Source organism: Planctellipticum variicoloris (assembly GCF_030622045.1).
GTDB lineage: Bacteria > Planctomycetota > Planctomycetia > Planctomycetales > Planctomycetaceae > Planctellipticum > Planctellipticum variicoloris.
The window spans coordinates 6,239,828-6,260,101 of sequence record NZ_CP130886.1 but is presented as its reverse complement, the minus strand read 5'-3'; the positions used below and the strand labels follow the sequence as shown (position 1 = coordinate 6,260,101).

Genomic DNA, 20,274 nt, shown 5'->3' with positions numbered 1-20,274 from the left:
TCTGTCCCCATTTGAATGCCCACCCCTACTCATACCCCAGATTCGGCGACAGCCAGCGCTCGATTTCGGAGATCGGCATTCCCTTCCGCCGGGCGTAATCCTCCACCTGGTCCTTCGTCAGTTTGTCCACCGCGAAGTACCGCGCCTCCGGGTGCCCGAAGTACAGCCCGCTCACCGCCGCCGCCGGGTGCATCGCGTAGCTCTCGGTCAAATGAATGCCGGTCGTCTCTTCCGCTTTCAACAGCTCGAACAGCTTCGGCTTCTCCGTGTGGTCCGGGCAGGCCGGGTAGCCGTACGCCGGACGGATGCCCCGGTACTTTTCCGCAATCATCTCGTCCTGCGAAAGCTGCTCCTCGGCCCCGTAGCCCCAGTCCCGCCGGGCCTTCGCGTGCAGCATCTCGGCGAACGCCTCCGCCAGCCGGTCGGCGAGCGCCTTGGTCATGATCGAGTGGTAGTCGTCGTGCTCCTCCTCGGCGAACTTGTTCGCCAGCTCGTCGCAGCCAATCCCCGCCGTCACCGCAAACGCGCCGATGTAGTCCTGCCGGCCGCTGTCCGCCGGAGCGATGTAGTCCGCAAGCGAACGGAAATCCTTCTGCCCTTCCCGCTCCCACTGCTGGCGGAGCATGGGGAAGACCGTTGAGGGTTGAGCGTTGAGCGTTGAGAGGTCGGCAGTCGGCGAGTAAACGTGAATGTCATCCCCCGCCGAATTCGCCGGCCAGAAGCCGTAAACGGCTTTCGCAACCAGCAGCTTCTCTTTGATGATCCGGTCGAGCAGCCGGCGGGCGTCGTCGTAGACCCGCTTCGCTTCCGCCCCCACGACGGCGTCTTCGAAGATCCGCGGGTACTTCCCCTTCAGCTCCCACGTCATGAAGAACGGCGACCAGTCGATGTACGGCAGCAGCTCTTCCAGCGGCTGATCCTCGATCACCCGCGTCCCCAGGAACGCCGGCGTATCGATTCGCACCGTCGCCCAGTCGGTCTGAAACCGCCGCTTCAGAGCCTCGGAGTAGGGGACGAGCGCCTTCTTCATCAGGAAGGCGAACGTATCGCGATCGCGCTGCTGCGTCGCGCGGACTTTCACCAGGTACGCTTCCCGCCGTTCGTCATCCAGCAGATTCTCCACCGCGGGGACCGACAGCGAAGCGTCGACCACGTGAATCACCGGCTGATCGTAGAACGGCGAAATCTTGACGGCAGTATGCTTGGAGCTGGTCGTGGCGCCGCCGATCAGCAGCGGAATCTTGAGTCCCTGCCGCTGCATCTCCTTGGCGACGTGCGACATCTCCTCCAGCGAAGGCGTAATCAGCCCCGACAGCCCGATCACGTCCACCTGCTCGGCCCGGGCGACCTCCAGAATCTTCTCGCAGGGAATCATCACCCCCAGATCGATCACCTCGAAGTTATTGCACCGCAGCACGACCGCCACGATATTCTTGCCAATGTCGTGAACGTCCCCTTTCACGGTGGCGATGAGGATCTTGCCCCGGGAGGAGGATTGTTGATCGTCGATCGTTGATGGTTGATCGTTGGCAGACTCTTTCTGACCATCAACCATCAACGATAAACCATCAACCGCGGCCGCCTCGGCCGCTGCAGCTTTCTCCGCCTCCATGAACGGCTGCAGATACGCCACCGCCTTTTTCATCACGCGGGCCGACTTGACGACCTGCGGCAGGAACATCTTCCCCTGGCCGAACAGGTCGCCGACGACGCTCATGCCGGCCATCAGCGGACCCTGGATCACGTTCAGCGGCCGGCCGTATTTGATGCGGGCCTCTTCGGTGTCCTCTTCGATGAAATCCGTGATCCCCCGCAGCAGTGCATGCTTCAGCCGGTCTTCAATCGAATCGAGCCGCCACTCTTCGACGGCGGCTTCCCCCGGAACCTGATTCGCCCCGGCGGCCTTCAGACGTTCGGAATAGTCGATCAGCCGCTCGGTGGCATCCGGCCGGCGGTTGAGCAGCACGTCTTCCACGTACTCCAGCAGCTCCTTGTCGATCTCGTCGTAGACCGCGAGCTGGCCCGCGTTGACGATGCCCATGTCCAGACCGGCCCGGATCGCGTGGTACAGAAACGCCGCATTCATCGCCTCGCGGACGACCTCATTGCCGCGGAACGAGAACGACACGTTGCTCACGCCCCCCGACGTCCGCACGCCGGGACAGGTCGCCTTGATCTTGCGGACCGCGTCGATGAACTCCACCGCATAGTTGGCATGCTCTTCCATGCCGGTGCCGACGGTCAGGATATTGCAGTCGAAGATGATGTCTTCGGCAGGGAAGCCGGCCTTCTCCGTCAGCAGCTTGTAGGCCCGCTGACAGATGGCGACCTTGTGGTCGCACTCCGCCGCCTGGCCTTCTTCGTCGAAAGCCATGACGACGACCGCAGCCCCGTACTTGCGAATCGTCCGCGCCTGTTCGAGGAACTTCTCCTCGCCTTCCTTCAGCGAGATCGAGTTGACGACCCCTTTGCCCGCCAGGCACTTCAGCCCCGCCTCGATCACCTCGAACTTCGAGCTGTCGACCATGATCGGGACTTTGTTGACGTCCGGATCGTCGGCGATCATGTTGAGGAAATGGACCATCTCGACCTTGCTGTCGAGCAGGCCCTCGTCCATGTTGACGTCGATCATGTTCGCGCCGCTGTCGACCTGCTGTCGCGCAACCGTCATCGCCTCGTCATAGTTTTTCTCCCGGATCAACCGGGCGAATTTCTTGGAACCCGTGACGTTGGTCCGCTCGCCGATCATCAGAAAGGGCGTCGAAGACGCGGCCGGTTGATCGTTGATCGTTGATCGTTGATCGCCGGACGCATCTTTCTGACCATCAACCATCGACGATCGACGATCAACGTCGTCGTTCCGCAATTCCAGCAGCTCGCTGCCGCTGTAGGCGGACCAGTGGTGGGCCTCCGGGATGTGCCGGGGCTTCTGGTCGGCGACCGCTTCGGCGATTCTCTGGATGTACTCCGGCGTCGTCCCGCAACAGCCGCCGACAATGTTCACCCAGCCGTTCTTCGCGAACTCGCGGATGTTCTTCGCCACGTCTTCCGGCGCCGCGTCAAAGCCCCCCATCCCGTCGGGCATGCCGGCGTTCGGATAGCAACTGATGTACTTCGGAGCGCGCTCGGCGAGCGTCTCCAGATACGTCCGCATCTGGGCCGGACCCAGCGCGCAATTCAGACCGACGGTCGTCATCGGGAAGTGCGACACCGCCGCCCAGAACGCCTCCAGCGTCTGACCCGTCAGCGTCCGGCCTCCCTGGAAGATCGTGCAGGAGACCATCACCGGTACGCGCCGGCCGGTCTGCTCGAAAACCTGCTCGATCGCGAACAGGCAGGACTTCATGTTGAGCGTGTCGAACGACGTCTCCGGCAGCAGCACGTCGACGCCGCCGTCGAGCAGACCCCGGATCTGCTCGGCGTAAGACGCAACCATCTGGTCGAACGTGACCGGGCGATATCCCGGCTTGTCGGCGTTGAACGAAAGCTGAACCTTCGTCGGGCCGATGCTCCCCGCGACGAACCGCGGCTTAGCGGGATTCCCGCGGGTGAACTCGTCGGCGACTTTGCGGGCCAGTTGGGCGGCCGCCTTGTTCATTTCGTACGTCAGGTCGGCGAGGCCGAACTCTTCCAGCGACACGGTATTCGCGTTGAAGGAGTCGGTCTCGATGATGTCCGCGCCCGCTTCCAGGTACTTGCGGTGGATCTCCTCGATGATCTGCGGCTGGGTCAGCACCAGCACGTCGCTGTTGTTCTTCAGATCGATCGGATGATTCTTGAACCGATCGCCCCGATAGTCGGTCTCGGTCGGATGATACGTGTGAATCATCGAACCCATCGCACCGTCGAGGACGAGGATGCGTTCGGAGAGAAGCTGTTCGAAGCGGCCGGACTGATCGGAGGCGGGCATGCTGCAGAGGTATCCAGAAACAGGCGGGCAGGACGAATTCCCCGCCGGGGAACCGTCAAAGTTTGTCTATTGTGGTCGCGGGGGGGCCCTGGGACAACCGACATTCCCGGCGGGCCGGCGACCGAACCCTTGATGGGAACTGGATCTTACGGCGATAACGGCTACGACGTGAACCGAACCGGACAGGTTCGCGTTCTCTCCCGCAGGTCGCCGGTGGTCCCGTCCGCTCCGGAGTACCACCCCCGGCCCTATCCGTCGTCCGGCAAACAGGTTGTGCCACGTCACCCAGCAAGCCAGAATGCCGTCGGACCAGAAGTTTGCAACCCGCTGTCACATACCATTCTCTGTCTTCCGTGCTCTCCGTGCCTTCCGTGGTTCCGCTCCCCGCATTCACTCATTCGCGTCCATTCGTGCAATTCGTGGTCAAAACTCTTTCCTCTTCCTGATTCGCGAGTTCCCGACACCATGGAGATCCTCTTCGTTATCGTCCCGGTCTTCATCGCGTTCGTCTTCGTGATGGTCGTCGCCGGTTCCATCCTGCAATTCTTCGCGATTGGCTCGATTTTCTCCCTGATGCGGAAGAAGATGCACGAGCATCAGGAGACCGTCGCCCCCCGACCCTGCGCCTACTGCGGGGCGATGATTCCCCTGGGGCAGCCGCAGTGCCCGTCGTGCGGCGCCGCGCGGGAACTGTCTGCCGGAAACTGAACGCTGCCCACTGACGAAACCCATCGGAGAGCGACAACAATGCGTGGTCTGGTCACCTCGATCGTCGGCCTTGGAATATGCCTGGCCGCCGCAACGGCCATGGCGGCTTCGCCGTTCGAACTCCGTGACGGCGACCGGGTCGCGATCGTCGGCGGGACGTTCGTCGAACGCGAAGCCCAGTTCGGCTGGATCGAGACCGCACTGACCGCGTCGCTGAACGACCGGAAAATCCTCTTCCGCAACATGGGCTGGAGCGGCGATACCGTCTGGTCCGACAGCCGGGGGGTGTTCGACACCCCCGAAGTCGGCTATCAGCGACTGCTGGACCTGATCAAGGAGTTCAAACCAACCGTCGTCCTGCTGGCCTACGGCCAGAATGAATCCTTCGCCGGGGAAGCCGGCCTGCCGGCGTTCGTGAAGCAGTACGAGAAACTCTCGAACGACGTGAAGGCGATCGGCGCCCGACTCGTCTACGTCACGCCGCTCCCCTTCGCACGACCGGTTGCGCCCCTGCCCGACGCCACCGCGCACAACCGCCTGCTCGCCACCTATTCCGCCGCCATCCGCGAACTGGCCGCGAAGGAAAACGCCCCGGTGATCGATCTGCAGACCATCCACTGGCCGTCCGACGCCGCGACACGCGCGAACCCTCTCTCGGAAAACGGCATCCACCTGACGCCCGAAGGTTCCCGCTACGTCGCCGGGCAGGTTCTGGTTCAGGAAAAACTTCGCCCGGTCGATCTGACCTCCCCCGCGATCGAGACCCTGCATAGAAAGGTGCTGGAGAAGAACGAGCTGTTCTTCCACCGCTGGCGGCCGCAGAACTCGACCTACCTTTTCGGCTTCCGCAAGCACGAGCAGGGGAACAACGCGGTCGAGATTCCGCAGTTCGATCCCCTGATCGCGAAAGCGGAAGTTGAAATTGCCCGGCTGAAAACCGTGAAATAACCGTCGCCGCATTCGGGCTTCAGTGACCCGGTTCGGCGGGAGCTTCGGCATGCAGAATGTCGATCAGTTGACGCAGAATCCGGGCCAGATGCTTCCGGTCCGCGGCCGAAAGCTGCTCGAACAACGACCCCACCGCCGCGTGATTGGCCAGAGCGCTTTCTTTGCAGACCAGCATCCCAGGCCCGGTCAGGCGGATCAGCGTGGCCCGTCGATCTTCCGGATGCTGCTCCCGGACAACCAGACCCTCCGCTTCCAGACCGTCGACCAGCTTGGTGACATTCCGGGGCGTCACGTCGAGCTGCGTGCCGATCTCGGACATCTTGCACGAGCCGCGACACTGCAGCACCATCAGCAGGCGGGCCCGGGCCGGAGTCGTTCCGGCCCGTCCCATCTCCGCAAACAGCTTGCGGGTATAGGCTTTGCCGAATTCCGCCATCAACGGGCCGAGTTCCTCAGGTGCAGTCATAAGCCGGAGTTTAATCGTTCACCGCCGGCAAATCGAGATTGACGAAAATAGGAGACCGGTACATATTGTACCAGTACCCTGTGGCCCGGTTGTGCCGCAGGATCGGTCCTCAGGAGCGCGCAATGAGTGACGCAGCAATTCCCCCGGAAGCTGTTTCCCTGAAAACTCAGCCAACTTCATCCTTCCCGATTGTCCGCCTCTGGCCGGGTGTCGTGATCATCATCGCCTTGTGGGCGGTCCGAATCTGGGGCGGCATCGGCGAGGGGTCGCCCGGAAAATTCTTCTTTGCCTATGTCATCGCTCCGCTCATCGCGACCGTCGGCCTGCTGCTCTGGTGGCTCCTCCTCAGTCGCGTCCGCTGGAGCGACCGCGGTCTGATCGTGGGAGCCTACATCGCGCTGGCGGCGATCGCCGTTGCGGTCTGCGGCCAGGATTTCCCGATGATGGCGCTGATTCTCTATGCGCTCCCCGTCGTCGGATCGGTCTGGGTCGGCTGGCTGATCCTCAGCCTCGGCATGGCCTGGCCCTTGCGGCGCACCTGGCTCCTCACCTCGCTCGCGCTCGCCTTCGGAGCCTTTATGCTGCTGCGCGTCGATGGCATGGACGGCGCCTTCGCCGCCACCTTCAACTGGCGCTGGACGCCGACCCCCGAGCAGAAACTCCTCGCCGAACTGAGCAAAGCCCCGGCCCCCGCCCCGGTCGAACCGCTCGCCGCCGAGGCGATCGAACTGCAACCCGGCGACTGGCCCGGATTCCGTGGGGCGAATCGCGACGGCCGGCTGGCCGGCGTAACCATCGCCACCGACTGGACCAAGTCGCCGCCGAAAGAACTTTGGCGCCGCCGCGTCGGCCCCGCCTGGTCGTCGCTGGCCGTGATCGGTCCGCGACTCTACACCCAGGAGCAGCGCGGCGACGACGAACTGGTGATCTGTTACGACACCGATACGGGCGACGAAATCTGGTCGCATGCCGAAAAGACCCGCTTTACGGAAGTCGTCGCCGGTCCCGGACCGCGCGGCACGCCGACCTTCCACGCCGGGAACATCTATGCCCAGGGGGCCAACGGCGCCCTGCTCTGCCTCGACGCCGCCACCGGCGCCGTCAAGTGGTCCCAGGACATCGCAAAGGACTCGGCGGCGAAAATTCCCCAGTGGGGCTTCTCCGGTTCTCCCTTGGTGGCCCACGGACTGGTCACCACCTTCGCCGGCGGCCCGGAAGGGAAGGCCGTGCTGGCCTACGACGCCGAGACCGGCAAGCTGGTCTGGACGGCGGGTGACGGAACGCTCAGTTACGGTTCGACGCAGGAGTCAACGCTCGGAGGGGTCGATCAGATCCTCATGACGACTGACGCCGGCCTGACGTCGCTGGAGCCGGAATCCGGGACACTCCTCTGGGTCCACAAATGGCCGACGGAAGGCGTTGCGCGCATCGTCCAGCCCGCCGTCCTGAACGACACGGACATCCTGATCGGCACCGGGATGGGCGTCGGCACCCGGATGATTCACGTCACTCAAGCGGGTGATGAATGGCCGATCGAAGAAGTCTGGACCAGCAAGCAGTTCAAGCCCTACTTCAACGACTTTGTCGTGGTCGGCGACCAGATCTACGGCTTTGACGGCCCGATTTTTCTCTGTTTCGACCTCGCCGAGCAGAAAATCCGCTGGCGGGCCCGCGGGTATGGCAACGGCCAGGTTCTGCTGCTCGCCGACCAGAATCTGCTGCTCGTGCTGACCGAGACCGGCGAAGTGGCCCTCGTCGAAGCCCAGCCCAAGAAGCATGTCGAACTGGGCCGGATCCCCGCCCTCACCGGCAAGACCTGGAACCACCCGGTCATCGCCTACGGACGACTGTTCGTCCGCAACGGCGAAGAAATGGCCTGCTTCGAGCTGCCGACAACCACCGAATCCGTCACGGAGGAAACACCGTGAGGCAGGGTCCGAAGTGCAGACCAATTCGAAGTTTGTCGTATCATACAGAAGTGGTCCGCACCGCGGACCCTACGACCAGTCGAGCACCTTGACCGCATTGTCTTCGGCAATCTGCCTCCGCAGCGCCTCGCCGAGGTCCGATTCCTTCAACTTCAGCGGACCGGCCTCCGGTGCGAAGAATGGAGCGTGAGTACCCACCAGCAGCCGGTCCGCCGGCAGATGCTTGAGCGCCACGCCGATCCCGGCGACCCCTTCGAGCATCGCCGTCTCAAACCACACCTGTCCCGCGGCGGCCCATTTCGACAGCGCCTCGCCACGCACCAGCCCCAGCGCATTCAGCAGCACCACGCGAGCCAGCGGCCGCTTCGTCAACCAGTCCTTCAGCGGCTCCAGTTCCACCGGCGGAACCGTCACCAGCGGATGCTGCGTCCGCTCGTCCTCCAGTTTGGCGACAATCTGCACGACCAGCTTCCGCTCGATCGCCCGAGACAGCAGTTCGCCAACAGCCGGCGCGTCGAGCGTATAGCCGTGATAGTTCGGGTAGAGTCTCACAATCCGCATCTTGTGCTGTTCGCGACACCGGCGCAGATCCTCCTCCCACCCCGGCATTCCCAGGTGCAGCGAGCCCACCGGCTCCAGCAACCCGTCGCCGTGCGCGGTGCAGTCTTCCGCCAGCCGGGCGTTGACCGAGGAAGGTTCGCGATGCAGGATCGCGTCGTAACTCCCCGCCCACGCGCTCGTCACCCCCAGCGACTTCAGTCGCTGCACCAGCTTCGCCGTGTCGTCGAGCGGCAGCCGACGGAACGGCCAGCGCGACAGGTGGACGTTCACGTCGATCACAGCCGCATCCCTTTCGCCGTGAGGATCGGCTTGAGCAGGTTCCGCAGGTTCTCCCCCAGAATCCGCCGTCGCGCCGGCTCGGTAATCTCCGCGCCGGTCACCTTCGCCAGTTGCGAGGCAAAGCTCCGCCCGCCGATGTCGCTGCCATACAGCACCCGCTCATCTCCCAGCTCGCGGACCGCCAGCTCCACCATCCCCGCCGTCGGATCGAATCCGGCCGTCTCAACGTAGACATTCGGGCAATCCCGGATCGCCCGGATCCCCCGCTCCCAGTTGCCGCCGGAGTGACCGCAGATCAACGGGACGTCCGGGTGCCGCTTCGCCAGCAACGCCAGATCATCCGGCGTCGACTCCCCCGGATAATTGCCCCCGGTCTTGTACCACGTGTGCTGAAAGATCAGGGCCTTGAGGCCCGCCGCCTTGCGGATGATCGCATCCAGCGACTCCGCGCTGCACCGCTCAGCCACCCACAGCTTCACGCCGACGAGCGGTCCGTCGCGCACGACGCGGTCCAGCTCCGCCAGCGATTCCTCCGCATGTTTCGGATTGAGATACGCCAGGCCCACCGCCCGATGCTGCCAATGGCTGAGGGCCTGAATCACCTGATCGTTCTGCTTGCGGAAGTCGTCGGGTCCGGGATCCTGCGACCACGGCCAGCCCATCGAGAAGACGAGGCGATCGACCCCCATTCGATCGGCGATCTCCATGAGCTGGGCAATCCGCTCGTCGACAGTCCGGCCATCGACTCCCGACAGGTGACAGTGCAGATCCCAGATCATGGGCGGACCTCGGCAGCGGAGGGTGTGCGAATGAATTCAGGGCCGCGCAGCCGCTCCACGGTCGCGATCACAATCTCGGCAGCCCGGTCGATCTCCTCGGCGGTCGTAAACCGGCCGAGCCCAAACCGCAGACTGGCCCGCGCCAGCGTATCCGAAACCCCCAGCGCCCGCAGCACGTGACTCGGCTCCGGCTCCGCCGAACTGCAGGCCGCCCCCGAACTGACCGCCAGACCCTTCAGACCCGCCAGCAGCGCGTCGCCATCGACGCCGGGAATGCCGACGTTCAGATTCCCCGGCAGCCGCTGCTCCCTGTCCCCATGCAGCACGAGTCCGGGCAGCTCCCGGTGAAGCCGCTGCCAGAGCCGTTCGCGCAACGCCGTCAGCCGCGGAATTTCTTCATCGAGCAGGTCGCGCGCCCGGGCGCAGGCCGCTCCGAAGCCAACGATCAACGCCACCGGCAACGTGCCGCTTCGCAATCGGTTCTCGTGCCCGCCCCCCTCCAGCAGCGGTTCGAGCGCCAGTCGCGGCGAACCGCGCCGGACAATCAGCGCCCCGATTCCCTGCGGGCCATACAGCTTGTGCGCCGACAGGCTCACCAGGTCCGCACCCGTCTCGCGCACGCTGAAGAGAACCCGCCCGCACACCTGGACGGCGTCGGTATGAAACGCAATCCCCCGTGCACGGCAGATCGCCGCAATCTCCCCGACCGGTTGCAGCGTTCCGATTTCATTGCTCGCCGCCATCACCGAAACCAGCACCGTCTCCGGCGTCAGGCTCCGTTCGAGCGCCGCAACATCGACCCGCCCGGTCCCCTCCACAGGAATGACGGTCACCGGCCTCCTGCGCCGCTTCAGACGATGAACGACATCCAGCACCGACCGGTGCTCGATCGCCGAGACGACCACGTGCCCCTCCGCCGGCGCCGTCGCCAGCAGCCCCTTGAGCGCCAGGTTATTCGCCTCGGTCGCCCCGCTGGTGAACACCACGCTCCGCGGGTCGGCGTCGACCAGCTCCGCCACCTGCCGCCGGGCGACCTCCACAGCTTCCGCCACGAACCGACCGCTCGCATGCTGCTCGCTGGCCGCGTTGCCGACATGCTCGGCAAAGAATGGCCACATCGCGTCCAGCACCGCCGGGTCGACCGGCGTCGTGGCGTGATGGTCCAGATAGATCTCGTCGCGGGGCGGCGTGGTCATCGGCATCCCCTCGTCGCCAGTGCTGAATTACAGCTATTCCTTGCGCTCGTACGGGCTGACATAGCCCGCCGGCTTCACCGCGACCAGCGAAGCGTGCAGGTGCGGCAGCAGCCGTTCGGCCGTATTCCCCAGCAGCACGCCCGAGATTCCGCTGCGACCCTGGGTCCCGATCACCACCACGTCCACTTCGTGCTTGTCGACGAAATCGGGAATGGCGTCGTCGGGCGTCCCTTCGAGCACGTGAATCTGCACGCCCTGCGTCAGCGTCCGGGCATCGGTCGCCGCAATCTGCGCCTGCAGCTTCTCGTTGGCCTCCTTGTGCAGCGTCGCCCGGTACTTGACGACTTCTTCTTCCGAAACGCCCGCCGTCCGCAGATACGTTTCGAACGGGAACTCCAGGGAGTGAACGAGGAACAGCTTGGCGTTCAAGGCCCCTGCCACGCGAACCGCCGTCTGCACCGCCGACTGTGCCGCCTCGCTCAGATCGCTCGCCACGAGCACTTCGCGAATCTCGCGGACCTCGGCGGGTTTGACGATCCAGACCGGACAGGGACAGAATCGGATCAGTTTCTGAGCCGTGCTGCCGAACAGCATTCGCGAGGCCTTGCCCCGTTCGCGGGTTCCGACCACGACGCAGTCGTGCGCCCCTTCGATCGCCTCACGGGTCAGCTCTTCCCAGCTCCGACCGATCCGGATCACCGTCCGGGCGTTGAGCCCCCGCTCTTTGACAATGGCCACGAGCCGTTGCAGCGCCTCGGCGGCATTGTCTTCGACGGTCTTCTTGACATTGAGGTGGTCGATCTCGATCAGGTGCAACGCCTGCTCGGAAATCTCGAGGACGGCGCAGAGAGTCAGATCGGCCTTGTTGTAGCTCGCCAGCTCGCACGCCTGGTCGATCGCGGCGACCGTCGTAGGACTGAAGTCATCCGAAACCAGGAGGTCCCCCTGATGCAGGTCCACTCCGACGAGAACATTCTGCAAGCGTTCCATGAGAGGCCTTCGTCCTGGTGGTCGCGGATGCGGTTTCTGCGGACCGGCGTGCAGGTTCGGTCGCTGCGTCTGCCGGCCAGATCGGCAATTCCCGATATTGTGGCACTCCCCGCCCCCGGCCGCAACCGCTTGAAACGGCGGAAGATGGGCTTACTGACGCCGCTGGAAAGGTCGTCACGACCGAACCTGCAGCGCCCCTTTGGCCTCCAGACGGACGACCGAACTGCCCCGGCCGATTGACGCCCCCTGCAAAATGTGTATTCTTTCTCTCTCCCCGCGGCCCGGCATGGCCTGGTCGCGCGGATGGACAGGTAGCTCAGCTGGTAGAGCACAGGACTGAAAATCCTGGTGTCGGCGGTTCGACCCCGCCCCTGTCCACTGTCCTAACTCTTGCCGAGAGCGTGAGTTACGCTCACTCGCCACGCTGTGGCGGAGCGGCTCGAATGGCCCGAAAAGTGGTAATTACCACTTTTCGGTAACCGGAGAGCTGTTCCATGCCCGCTTCTTCTCCCTCGGCCCGCATTCCCAAGTACCGTCGGCACCGTCCGTCTGGACAGGCTGTTGTCCGCTTCAACGGCAGCGATTACTACCTCGGAAAGTATGGCTCTCAAGAGAGCCGCGATGAGTACGATCGTCTCCTCGGCGAGTGGATGGTTAACGGGCGACAGGCACCGCCGCGCGTCGTTCATCGCCCGGTCGGCCAGATGACCGTCAGCGAACTGATCCTGGCCTATCTCCACTTCGCTGATGGCTATTACCGGAAGAACGGAAAGCCGACCGGCGAGTACGACTCGATCAGGTATTCGCTCAAGCCACTGCGTCGTCTGTATGGTCCGACGGCGATCTCCGCGTTCGGACCACTCGCCCTGAAGACCGTCCGCGAGGAAATGATCAAATCGGATCTCTGCCGCAGCGAGATTAACAAGCGGATGGGACGAATCGTCCGGATGTTCAAGTGGGGCGTCGAGAACGAGCACGTGGACGCGATGACGCACCATGCCCTGAGCCAGGTGCGCGGGCTGAGTCGCGGTCGGTCAACCGCCCGTGAGTCAAAACCCGTCAAACCCGTCCTTGATGCTCATGTCGATGCCCTCAAGCCTCACCTTCCCCGCCAAATCTGGGCCATGATCGAACTTCAGAGAACGACAGGGATGCGACCAGGGGAGGTCTGTAACATGCGGTCCGGCGACATCGACCAATCCGGGGAAGTCTGGGTCTACCGTCCAGAGACTCACAAGACCGAACATCACGGTCACGAACGAAAAATCTACCTCGGTCCGAAGGCTCAGGAAATCCTGCAGGGATGGCTCAAGGATGATCCGACGGCCTTCCTTTTCTCGCCCAAGGATGAATTGGAGGAACGGAGTCGAGAGCGGCGGGATGGTCGCAAGACGAAAATTCAGCCCAGTCAGGCCCGACGAAAACGGAAGTCGACGCCGAAGAAGATGCCGGGAGACTGTTACGAAGTTCGCTCGTACAACCGGGCGATTTCCCGTGCCTGTGAAAAGGCGGAGATTCCTCACTGGCACGCCAACCAGCTTCGCCATTCCGCCGCGACAAACATTCGTCGTGATTTCGGCCTGGACGTCGCCAGCCTGATTCTGGGGCATCGGGGCGTAGCGGTCACCCAAGTCTACGCGGAACGTGATGAAGCACGGGCGATAAACGTCGTCTCTCGCGTGGGATGACAACCTCCGCAACGGCATCGGCCGTTGATCATTTACCAGGGAGATCGGGCCGGACTGACTGCAATTGCTCTTGAAAGGTTCGAAGTGAACCCAGGAAGTCTTCTGCGTCAACGATCAGCTGCGCGATTGCGGGCTTGAGAGTTGCGATGTCGACAGATGCGTCAGCCTTTGACTGTCGATCCAGCTCCGGGAATCGGAATCCCGGTCGGACCCGGTACGCTCTGATCTTGTCGTCGAAGAACCACGGAACTCCGGCCATTGAGAGTGTCTGAAGCAGTCGATAGACGGTACGGCGGGAGCATTCAAGCTCCTGAGCAAGTCCATCGGCATCCCACCGACCTTTGCCCATGATCAATTGAAGTGTCCGCAGCAGGCGGCCCAAGCGTTCGCATTGACGAACTCGTCGTTCGGCGTCGGTTCGTGATTGCTTCTTGGCCATGCCTCGTCCGTGCGGTCCGCATTTCGAAGGAAATCGGAGACTGAGACGATAGGTCATGTCGCTGCCATCACTGGGTCATTGAATTGTCCCACTGTCGCCGCAGGGTCGATCGGCTAGCCAGCCGTGGAACGACCGCATGCTGGAGTGCCCCACAGTTGGCACGGCTCGGAGCGATGATCGGGGAATGCGACACTCCCATTCCCTGCGGCGTCTGATTCCCGTTACGGCGCTCCGGCATCTGTACAGGCTGCTCCGTGCGTTTCCGAAGGAGGAATTCCACCTCGCAGTCGCCCGGGAAATGTGCCGGCGCCCGACGCAGTTGGCAAGGATCGTCGATGAGAGCCAACGTCACTTTGCCCTTTACGACAACCGCGGCCAAGGATTTCACAATCGCGAGATGGACATCCCGTCCGATCGTATGCTTCGCAGCGACAAGCTCGCGAACAGACTCGTCAGACAGCTCGTCGAAAACGAGGGACGAGTTGGCGATGTGGATTCAGCCTGCAAGTTCGCGTTTCGCTACGTCGACTACGAGATTAGTCCAATACGAACGACGGAATCTGAATTCGAGGATGGCGTCTCCGGCCAGGACTCCGGGGCAGGCGGCATGGACCTTCTGCTCAGCAACGTCGACGATCAGACACCCATTGTTGGCGAGATCAAAGCCGATACGGACGTCAATCCGTTCCTCGGGTTGATCCAGAGCCTGATGTACGCTGTGGAACTTTCAACCCCAGCGCAACGAGCTCGACTTCGGAAGACCTATCCCGATCGATTTGTCGAGAGCGAGTCGGAATCTGCAATCGACATCTACCTCATTCTGCTGCGATATCCCAAGGACCCCCTCAGACAGGAGTTTCTGGAACTCACCAGCAGAATCTCGGCCGCACTCTTGGCGGTGGATAGCAGTGTTTCACGAATCGTTCGCCGGATCGCTGCCTTGGAGAATTCGATGTCTTCAACCGGCCTTGGGGCTTTTAGCGTAGCTTTCGCCCACGGCGACACAATTGCCACGTGACAGTCGACTCAGTTCGGGCTGCCCGGAGTCCAACCGCTATGCCGTCGATCAGAGCGACATCGTTTCCCCATCTGCGAGAAGTTTCACTGTCGATAGAAACGCCTGGAACTTCTCGGGTTCAAACGTGTGAATCGGAACCACAAGCTTCGCGCTGAGCTGACCAACGAGGTCGATGATATCGCCGTGGAAGATGTGGCCGCTGGTGTGGACCTCGATCAGGTCGCCTTCGGATTTCGTCAGAGCGTCTTTCACGGGCTGCCAGTCCGGGCGGTCGAGGTAACCCGTCCAGCGAGAGTAGAGGCATCGCGTGCGCGGCGGAAGGGTTCCGCCGAAGTCGCCCTCCAGCATGCTGGGGCGAAAAAGCATCACGTATCGGGACGGATTCGAGCGGATTTCCTCCACCCCAATCCGGGCCGGGGACATCAAAGTGAAAAATCCTTCGAGTCGTTTCTTCTCGAAAGTCTCCAGAAAGAACTTCGGGAAGAAGACCTTCACATTCTCGGCCGACTCCGGCCTCGGGATGGAACTCTCTGAGGCGAGCAGGTGCATCACGAAGGCGGTGTAGGCGTCGGCGACGAAGGTTCGGCCGGCTTTGATCGTCGCACGGTAGAAGCCAACTAGCCGGTCGACGTGCTGGGGTGAGAATGACGCCAGGACCAGCCCAAGAGCCGACCGGACCTGCTCCGTGATCTCGTCTTCGAGTTCGTACTCGTTCGGTCCCCGATGGTCGGGATGACTGATATGCGTCCCCTCCATCAGGAGGACGTCGATGGCCCGGTCTTTGACGGCTTCAATGAGCGACCGGTGCATCCCTGGCTTGCGGCCGTGGAGCCGCAGGTCTCCTGAGTAGAGGACGGACTTGCCCTCGGCTTCGATCAGGAATGCCTGAGCCCCGTAGATGGAGTGGTCGACGGAGAACACGGTGACCGCGAAGTCCCCGATCTGAACGGTCTGCCCGGCAGGAAGTTCCCGATGTCGGTCTCTCGCCAGCGTTGGTTGCCCGGCGAACTTCGCTCCGGCCAGCATCATCTTGCTCGTCCCCACTCCAGCATAAATCGGGATTTCATTTCGAGAGTGTCGGATCAGTCCGGTGTGATCCTCGTGAGCGTGGGAGAGGAGAATGGCATCCGGAGCCGGGCCGTCCTCAAATAGCCCTGGCACCTGGGGCAGAATCCCGAGTCGGCGGAGTTCCTCTGCAGAGTGTCGCCGAAGCTGGGCCGAATCGTGGGGCTCCCGGTCCTCGTTGAACAGCGGCATCCCGATGTCGAGGATGATTCGAGTTCGATCCGTGGCGATCTCGATGCAATTGCCACCGATCTCGTGAGTTCCCCGGTGAATCGTGATTTGCATGCTGGGATTGTTCTGCTTGCTGGAGCTGAAAAGCGAGGTTTGAGTCAGATCGCCGAGAGGTTGCGGGAGATCCGAGGATTGAAGCTTCGTCGCCGGACCATCGTCCGTTGTCAGCCTGGACGATTTCGGTTCGACGCCTCCTGATTGCGGGCGATCCTGTCGTTTTGCAAGATTTGTGTGAGCTGCAGCAATTCGTTTTGCCGGGCTGCCGTGATGATGGCCCGTTCTTCCGGGCTCTTGCTGTTCCACTCGAACACGGCTCGGTCGTGTTCGGCTTCGAGTTGCCGGTTGGTCTCCTCGTCGTAACAGCGGGTTCCGAGGATCGAAAGACCGAACAGGAACGTGAGGACCGTGCAGACGATGCCGATATAGAGGCCGACATTCTCGATGAACCACACCAGATCCGGGTTCCTGTGCCGAGACACGTAAATGACTGCAGTCGTTGCGGCCACCATTCCAGTCATTCCCAGAACGTGGCCGATCGTGTAGACCTTGGGGCGGTAGCTCATGGCGATTGAACGTCCTGTGATGAAGAAGGGTTGCCTGCAGTGCCGAATTTGGGCTGGCCTTCAGTCCAGCCGGTAGAATTCTTCCAGTGCCTCGCCGGTCAGGTAGTGCTCGTCCAACCGGGCTCGCCAGCGAGGGAGCCGATAAAGGCGGGCCAGTTCGTCAAAGACTTCGGCCGGTGTCGAGTTCCCGTGATAGATGATGCCGGCTTGATGGACGATGTCCCACAGGATGCGACCGCGGGGAATGTCGAAGTATTCGGTGGCCTCTGCACAGGACAATTCGCGACGGACCGTTTCCCAGGCGGAGTCGTGGGAGAGATCCGAGTCGATGAGGTGTCCGGCGGTTTTGATCTCAGCAATCGATTGCAGGAACGCCACCAATCGCTCGGCGTCGTGCCACCAGATTCCCACATGGAAGCCCAGATCTGGAGTCCGTTGGATTCGCTTCAGCGTCCGGTGGTCGAAGTGATACAGGACTGACGGCCAGAGCCTCCGTCGCGGCATGAACCTCTCCATTGTCGGCGGTGGCCATCTGGCTTGATGTTTGAAAGAACCGGCTCCCGGAGAGCCTTGGGTTGTTCATGGCGGTGTGTCGGTCGATCACCCCTGGTGTGCTGGTCCGACCGGCTTGGCGAATCACGAGGATTCACGGCCGGCAGCCAACGGGATTGTTCCGACTCGCCTCCCCCTCGCGGGGATTGCGTCTCTCCGGGAGCCAGTCTCCACCAGAAATACCCGCTCTGTGCGACAAGGGCGGGTCAGTCAGGGTCAGCCACCGAAGATTTCCGGTGGCTGCGGTCATTTCGAGCCGACAGACCGGAATCGGTGAGCTGGGTCATTCAGAAGCGTTCCATGACGTACCACCGCTTCTCGTCGGCGTTCCAGGTCAGGGTATAGGTCGTGACGTTCGTGAGCGGCGTCCCGGCCTGGGACTTCCACTCGATGGCGACGTTCAGCTTGAAGGCTGGCCAGGTTCTCCAGTCCTTGGGCAGCTCGTGGGCCTTGTCGTACGCCAGAAAATCGGGTTCGTCCGGGACGACGCTGCGAATCTCGTAGCTGATCGGTTCCTGGTGCATACTGATGCGGGAGACCATGGTCGAGACGGAATTCTTCTCGCCGGCCATCCACTTCTGGAATTCGACATCAAAGAACTTTCGGGCAGCGGCCTCGGTACCGACTGTATGGGCCGAACACCCGATCATCCCGATCACCACCAGAACACTCCAGCATTGCGACGTCTTCAACGGTCGTCCTCCAGATCCGGGTTGCAAACGCCGGACCGTGATCTGCGTGCGATCACCACCGTCCGACGTCTCTTCCCCTGATACCCGAAGGACCTGACCGGGGCGGGTCAGACCTGATCAGCCGCTGCCTGCAGGGCCATCGCGTCTTTCAAGGCTTTGACGAACAGTTCCTTCAGTTCGGCCGGTTGCTGCACCCGCACCCGGCCCGCCCACGAGAGCAGCCAATGCAGGATTTCGCTCAGACCGTCGATCTGGAACCGCAGGATCACACTGCCATCCTTCTGTCGCGTTACCCGTTGCGTGTGATGCCAGATAGTCTCGATCACGAGTGGAGCGGAAGCTTTGGGGAACCAGAGCTCGACGTCGTAAGAGCGATCCCCTCGGTACACCGCCCAGGCATTGCCGAAGTAGTCCCGCAGATCGAAATCGTCCGGTACGTCCGCAGGTTCCGCGACCGCACGCAGGGCCTTGAAGCGAGCCACTCGGAATGTCTTCGGTGCCGCGTCCTCGGCCTGGCGTCCGATGACGTACCAGGCGTTCTTGATCAGACAGAGGCGGTAGGGATGCAGCTTGAGCTTGATGGGGGCCGGCTCGTACGGACTTTCGTACTGTCCGGAGATCTGACAGCCCCGCAGCAGTGCCGACTGAATCGTCTTGATGACTTCATGATGCCGGCTGTGGTCGGCGAGTTTCAGGTCCAGGACGGAAACGAGTCGCATCGCGTCGTCGATGAGTTCCTGGGTCTCTTCTCGGGAGACCGCCGCCAGTTTCCGAGTGGTCGGACCGGCTCCGGGAGTGACGTCCAGACCGGGGGCTTTCGACAGCACCGTCGCCAGGGAAAGTCCCAGAACTTCGTCTTCGGTCAATGACATCACCGGGAACCGGAAATCAGAACGGACTCGAACGAACTGCTGGTCGCCTTCGCGGAAATACGGAATCCCTGCGAACTTGAGGACGTCCAGGTCACGATAAACGGTCCGTTCCGAACACTGAATTTCTTCCGCAATCGCCTTCGTGGTCCAGCGTCCTCGACTTTGAATCAGTTCGAGGACTCGCAGGATCCGAGCCAGCCGATCCGCCTGGCGAACTCGTCGATCTCGGTCCGGACGATCCTGCTTGCCCGGCTTCGGGTCAGTGGAACTGGTCGCAGAGGACTTCTTCAGCCGCTTCGCCATCAGTGTGCTCGATCCCAGTCAGAGACTCGTTGCAGGGCGTTTTCGAAGGCTTGCCGATGAAACGTCCGATAGTAGGCCGCTCGGTAGCTGGTAATGGCATTCGCCACATGGTGAGCCCGGCAGACCGCCCATTGACTCGCCTCAGTCAACTGGTTCAGCAGCCCTTCGTCCTCAGCGGCGTGATCCTGGTCGACTTGCAGGTCGAACTCAGCCTTCATGGCATTGACGTGGCCCGCCGTCCCCTTCACTGCCGCTTGGACGAAGCGATAGGTCTCATCCCACGGAACCCGTCCCTGCCGGTGGAGCCGTTCCATGATGGTTTCCTGGAACACAATCGGCAGCGGTAATTCTTGCTCATGCTCCACGTTGAAAGTCTCGGCAATCTCAGGATGACAGAGACGGATCTGCTCCACGACCGTCAACGTTGCCAGGTCTTGGATGCTCGACGGTCGCATTTTGGAGAGTCGGGATCGAACCGGCTCGGTTTCGAGCTGAAAGATTCCGTCTGTATCGCCCGATTGGATCGCGGCAAAGACCGCTTTCTCAGCCATGCGAACCGGGACATCGGGGAGTTGCCGACAGACGAGTGCGGGGATCGCCTCCAAGGCTGTCATGGAATGAACCGTGACGCAGGGAGGTCGAGGGATGTCCTCCCACGGATTGCCATCCGCTGGCAGCACGACGAATTGCACCGTCGGTGGTTCGCCGTTTGATGTGCACCAGAGTCGCTGGAAATGGGTCCGGTAGCGGACAGGATCGACATCCGAAAATCCGAGTAGAAACAGAATGACCGACGAGCCACCCGCCCCGATGGCGTGAAGAGTGGTCCCGTGGTCAAGGAGTTGATCCGCGAATTCGACGATCTCCCCGAGGGCTTCCTGGAATCCCCGCCGCTGGATCAGCCGCAGTTCCGCGTCCAGCAACGGCCTCTCCTGAGACTCATTCCCGTGCTCGTACTTGAGCTGCAGGGCTAACCGGCATCGCTCGACAATCGCGTTGAAGGCTTTGTCCGAAACCGCCACGTTCTGCTCCGCCAGAAAGGACCGTCGAACAGAGTGGCATCGTCCTCCGCCACGGGTGGGTCAC

General features: G+C 62.3%; 18 protein-coding genes and 1 tRNA gene. 6 read left to right on the top strand and 13 right to left on the bottom strand.

What is annotated here, in order from left to right:
- Positions 1 to 25: 25 nt before the first annotated feature.
- Entirely contained in the window at positions 26 to 3,910 is a 3,885-nt protein-coding gene (metH, locus tag SH412_RS24490; RefSeq protein ID WP_336520661.1) for a methionine synthase, read from the bottom strand.
- A 465-nt stretch (positions 3,911 to 4,375) separates the two neighbouring features.
- Here metH and SH412_RS24485 point away from each other — a divergent pair, with 465 nt between their 5' ends.
- Positions 4,376 to 4,618: a hypothetical protein gene (locus SH412_RS24485; RefSeq protein WP_336520660.1), complete on the top strand. Its 243-nt coding sequence runs from the start codon at positions 4,376 to 4,378 to the stop codon at positions 4,616 to 4,618.
- A 39-nt stretch (positions 4,619 to 4,657) separates the two neighbouring features.
- Positions 4,658 to 5,566 carry an SGNH/GDSL hydrolase family protein gene (locus tag SH412_RS24480; RefSeq protein ID WP_336520659.1) on the top strand — a complete coding sequence of 303 codons (909 nt, stop codon included), beginning with the start codon at positions 4,658 to 4,660 and terminating at the stop codon, positions 5,564 to 5,566.
- A 19-nt stretch (positions 5,567 to 5,585) separates the two neighbouring features.
- Here SH412_RS24480 and SH412_RS24475 read toward each other — a convergent pair whose 3' ends face one another.
- Complete coding sequence (locus SH412_RS24475) at positions 5,586 to 6,032, bottom strand: MarR family winged helix-turn-helix transcriptional regulator (protein WP_336520658.1); 447 nt, start codon at positions 6,030 to 6,032, stop codon at positions 5,586 to 5,588.
- Positions 6,033 to 6,154: 122 nt separating this feature from the next.
- Between SH412_RS24475 and SH412_RS24470 the strand changes: the two genes are divergently transcribed.
- Complete coding sequence (locus SH412_RS24470; protein WP_336520657.1) at positions 6,155 to 7,960, top strand: PQQ-binding-like beta-propeller repeat protein; 1,806 nt, start codon at positions 6,155 to 6,157, stop codon at positions 7,958 to 7,960.
- A gap of 69 nt (positions 7,961 to 8,029) precedes the next feature.
- On the opposite strand, the gene SH412_RS24465 is transcribed toward SH412_RS24470, so the two are convergent.
- Genes SH412_RS24465 through SH412_RS24450 form a run of 4 tightly spaced genes read right to left on the bottom strand, consistent with a single transcriptional unit; the run spans position 8,030 to position 11,765 of the window.
- The gene (locus tag SH412_RS24465) at positions 8,030 to 8,800 is read right to left on the bottom strand and encodes an amidohydrolase family protein (RefSeq protein WP_336520656.1); all 771 of its coding nucleotides are present in this window, start codon (positions 8,798 to 8,800) and stop codon (positions 8,030 to 8,032) included.
- On the bottom strand, positions 8,797 to 9,579 hold the full coding sequence (locus SH412_RS24460) for an amidohydrolase family protein (RefSeq protein ID WP_336520655.1): 783 nt from the start codon (positions 9,577 to 9,579) through the stop codon (positions 8,797 to 8,799). Before SH412_RS24460 ends, SH412_RS24465 begins: the two co-directional genes overlap by 4 nt.
- Positions 9,576 to 10,775: a cysteine desulfurase family protein gene (locus SH412_RS24455; RefSeq protein WP_336520654.1), complete on the bottom strand. Its 1,200-nt coding sequence runs from the start codon at positions 10,773 to 10,775 to the stop codon at positions 9,576 to 9,578. The genes SH412_RS24460 and SH412_RS24455 overlap by 4 nt, the downstream gene beginning before the upstream one ends.
- A gap of 33 nt (positions 10,776 to 10,808) precedes the next feature.
- The gene (locus SH412_RS24450) at positions 10,809 to 11,765 is read right to left on the bottom strand and encodes a universal stress protein (RefSeq protein WP_336520653.1); all 957 of its coding nucleotides are present in this window, start codon (positions 11,763 to 11,765) and stop codon (positions 10,809 to 10,811) included.
- Between the two features lie 305 nt (positions 11,766 to 12,070).
- On the opposite strand from SH412_RS24450, the gene SH412_RS24445 reads away from it, so the two are divergent.
- Both SH412_RS24445 and SH412_RS24440 read left to right on the top strand, forming a co-directional pair.
- Positions 12,071 to 12,143: transfer RNA gene (locus SH412_RS24445), tRNA-Phe, on the top strand.
- A 116-nt stretch (positions 12,144 to 12,259) separates the two neighbouring features.
- Positions 12,260 to 13,453, top strand: coding sequence for a tyrosine-type recombinase/integrase (locus SH412_RS24440; protein ID WP_336520652.1), 1,194 nt, complete (start codon positions 12,260 to 12,262; stop codon positions 13,451 to 13,453).
- Between the two features lie 28 nt (positions 13,454 to 13,481).
- Here the strand turns inward: SH412_RS24440 and SH412_RS24435 are convergent, their stop codons facing one another.
- On the bottom strand, positions 13,482 to 13,892 hold the full coding sequence (locus SH412_RS24435) for an HTH domain-containing protein (protein WP_336520651.1): 411 nt from the start codon (positions 13,890 to 13,892) through the stop codon (positions 13,482 to 13,484).
- A gap of 184 nt (positions 13,893 to 14,076) precedes the next feature.
- Between SH412_RS24435 and SH412_RS24430 the strand changes: the two genes are divergently transcribed.
- On the top strand, positions 14,077 to 14,910 hold the full coding sequence (locus tag SH412_RS24430; RefSeq protein ID WP_336520650.1) for a hypothetical protein: 834 nt from the start codon (positions 14,077 to 14,079) through the stop codon (positions 14,908 to 14,910).
- Positions 14,911 to 14,958: 48 nt separating this feature from the next.
- Here SH412_RS24430 and SH412_RS24425 read toward each other — a convergent pair whose 3' ends face one another.
- From SH412_RS24425 to SH412_RS24400, 6 genes are all read right to left on the bottom strand, one after another.
- Positions 14,959 to 16,260, bottom strand: a complete 1,302-nt coding sequence (locus SH412_RS24425) for an MBL fold metallo-hydrolase (RefSeq protein WP_336520649.1) — start codon at positions 16,258 to 16,260, stop codon at positions 14,959 to 14,961.
- A gap of 110 nt (positions 16,261 to 16,370) precedes the next feature.
- On the bottom strand, positions 16,371 to 16,769 hold the full coding sequence (locus SH412_RS24420; protein WP_336520648.1) for a hypothetical protein: 399 nt from the start codon (positions 16,767 to 16,769) through the stop codon (positions 16,371 to 16,373).
- A 60-nt stretch (positions 16,770 to 16,829) separates the two neighbouring features.
- Positions 16,830 to 17,273, bottom strand: coding sequence for a hypothetical protein (locus SH412_RS24415; RefSeq protein ID WP_336520647.1), 444 nt, complete (start codon positions 17,271 to 17,273; stop codon positions 16,830 to 16,832).
- A gap of 335 nt (positions 17,274 to 17,608) precedes the next feature.
- Positions 17,609 to 18,013: a hypothetical protein gene (locus SH412_RS24410; RefSeq protein ID WP_336520646.1), complete on the bottom strand. Its 405-nt coding sequence runs from the start codon at positions 18,011 to 18,013 to the stop codon at positions 17,609 to 17,611.
- Between the two features lie 107 nt (positions 18,014 to 18,120).
- Positions 18,121 to 19,188, bottom strand: coding sequence for a helix-turn-helix transcriptional regulator (locus tag SH412_RS24405; protein WP_336520645.1), 1,068 nt, complete (start codon positions 19,186 to 19,188; stop codon positions 18,121 to 18,123).
- A complete protein-coding gene (locus tag SH412_RS24400; RefSeq protein ID WP_336520644.1) occupies positions 19,188 to 20,210 on the bottom strand; it encodes a hypothetical protein in 1,023 nt (340 codons plus the stop codon). The genes SH412_RS24405 and SH412_RS24400 overlap by 1 nt, the downstream gene beginning before the upstream one ends.
- Positions 20,211 to 20,274 lie beyond the last annotated feature (64 nt).